The 1,831-nt window shown below is 80.2% G+C and carries 2 protein-coding genes; both read left to right on the top strand.

All coding sequences use genetic code 11. From position 1 onward, the window contains the following. A partial coding sequence (locus ACFV0G_RS33785) for a cation diffusion facilitator family transporter (RefSeq protein ID WP_380556245.1) occupies positions 1-711 on the top strand: 711 nt, incomplete at its 5' end. 176 nt (positions 712-887) lie between these two features. Further along, a partial coding sequence (locus tag ACFV0G_RS33780) for a hypothetical protein (RefSeq protein WP_380556243.1) occupies positions 888-1,831 on the top strand: 944 nt, incomplete at its 3' end.

The raw sequence follows: 1,831 nt of genomic DNA, 5'->3' as shown, positions 1-1,831 counted from the left end.
GCGGGGGTGGCCGGGGTCGCCGCCTCGTGGGGGGGCGCCGCCGCCCGGGCCGTCGCCCGGGTGCCCCACCCGCAGCTGGTCGACCGGATCTGGGCGGTGGCGGCGGCCGCGCTGATCGGCTGCCTGGGCAACGAGTGGGTGGCCCGCTACCGGATCCGCACCGGTCGAAGGATCGGCTCCGCGGCCCTGGTCGCGGACGGCCTGCACGCCCGGACGGACGGCCTGACCTCGCTCGCCGTCCTGCTCGGCGCGGGCGGCGCGGCGCTCGGGTGGCGGCTCGCCGACCCGCTCGTGGGGCTGCTGATCACGGTCGCGATCCTGGCCGCGCTGCGGAGCGCCGTCCGCGAGGTGGGCCGCCGGCTGATGGACGCCGTGGACCCGGCCCTGGTGGACGCCGGCGAGCGGAGCCTGCGGGAGGTGGCGGGCGTCCGCGGGGTGGGTGCGCTGCGGATGCGCTGGGTCGGCCACGTGCTGCGCGCCGAGGCGGAGGTGGTGGTCGACGGGGACCTGACGGTGGCCGAGGGGCACCGGGTCGCGGAGGCCGCCGAGCAGGCGCTGAGGCAGGCGGTGCCCCGGCTGCTGGCCGCCACCGTCCATGTCGACACACCTGCCACCGCCGCCGTGGGCGGGGCCGCTCCGACGGCTGCCGCGACTCTCGGGGGCCGGAGGCCGGAAGCGGCGGCCGGGCAGCGGGTGCGACCGGCGGCCTGACCGGCGGCGCCGCGGCTGCGGCGCCCGCCGGCTGCCCGCCGACCGCCCTGCCGGGGCCGTGGACGCTCGGGGTCCGGCCGGGCCGCATCCCTGACGGTGCCTCAGGGACGGTTGGGGGTGGGCCCAGGGATGTCACGGATGCCCGGCGGGTACGGGCCGGCGCCAGGCTGTCGGGCATGCAGACACGCCCTGACGCCGACCGTCCGGCCGGCTCCCGCCGGACCGCTCCGGCCCGTTCGGCCCTCGCCCGCCGTGTGGGGCCGGCCGCGGTGGCCGTGGCGGCCGCCGCCGTGCTCGCCGGGACGCTGCCGGCGGCCGCGCAGGCGGCCGAGCCTCCGGCCACCGTCACCGCCGAGCCTCCGGCCACTGTCACCGCCGCGTCGACCCCGCAGGCCCCCCGGACCGCACCGGCAGCCGCCGGCGCCGCGGCCCCGCTCGGTCCCGCGGCCCCGCCCGCCGTGGACGTTCCCGCGGTGCTGGCCGAACTGGCCCCGGCGTACCGGGACTGCCCGCCGCTGCCCGCCGGCGCGGACCCGGCGCGGTGGCGCTGCGAGGTCCACCGGGCCGCGCCGGAGCTCACCCTGGGCGCGGTGCGGCTGCCCGCCCTGGCGCCGATCGTCATGGTGCACGCCGAGGGCCCGCTGCCCGACGGCAGCCCTGGCCAGGTCTGGGGCACCTGGCGCAGCGGCGGCCCGACGCCGGTGCCTGGCGGTCTCACCGGCACGCCCGCGGGCGACCGCAGCCGGCTGCTCGGCCTCTCCCTGGAGGCCGGGTACGGCGGTCGGCCGGACTTCTACACCGGCACCCTGAGCCTGCGGTTCCGGCTCTCCGGTCCGCTGCTCCCGGCGGGCTGCACGGTCGGCGCGGAGGCGCCGGTCGACATCGCACTGAAGCGCTCCGGGCCGTCCGAGTGGCTGTCCCGGACCCCGCCGCTGATCCGCTTCGCCGCGTACGACGACGCGTTCACCGCACCGGCGCCGCAGCACTGCGGGCCGCTGGGCGGCCTGCTGGGCCGCCGCCTGGGCCTGCCGGCCCAGAGCGGCAACCTGCTGCGCTACGACGCGGTCTACACCTTCCGGATGTACGACCGCCTGGACGGGTGTTCCGGGCCGGATCCGGC

Source organism: Kitasatospora sp. NPDC059571 (assembly GCF_042735675.1).
Classification (GTDB): domain Bacteria; phylum Actinomycetota; class Actinomycetes; order Streptomycetales; family Streptomycetaceae; genus Kitasatospora.
The sequence above is the reverse complement of the archived record's forward strand: the minus strand, read 5'-3'. Positions and strand labels throughout refer to the sequence as shown.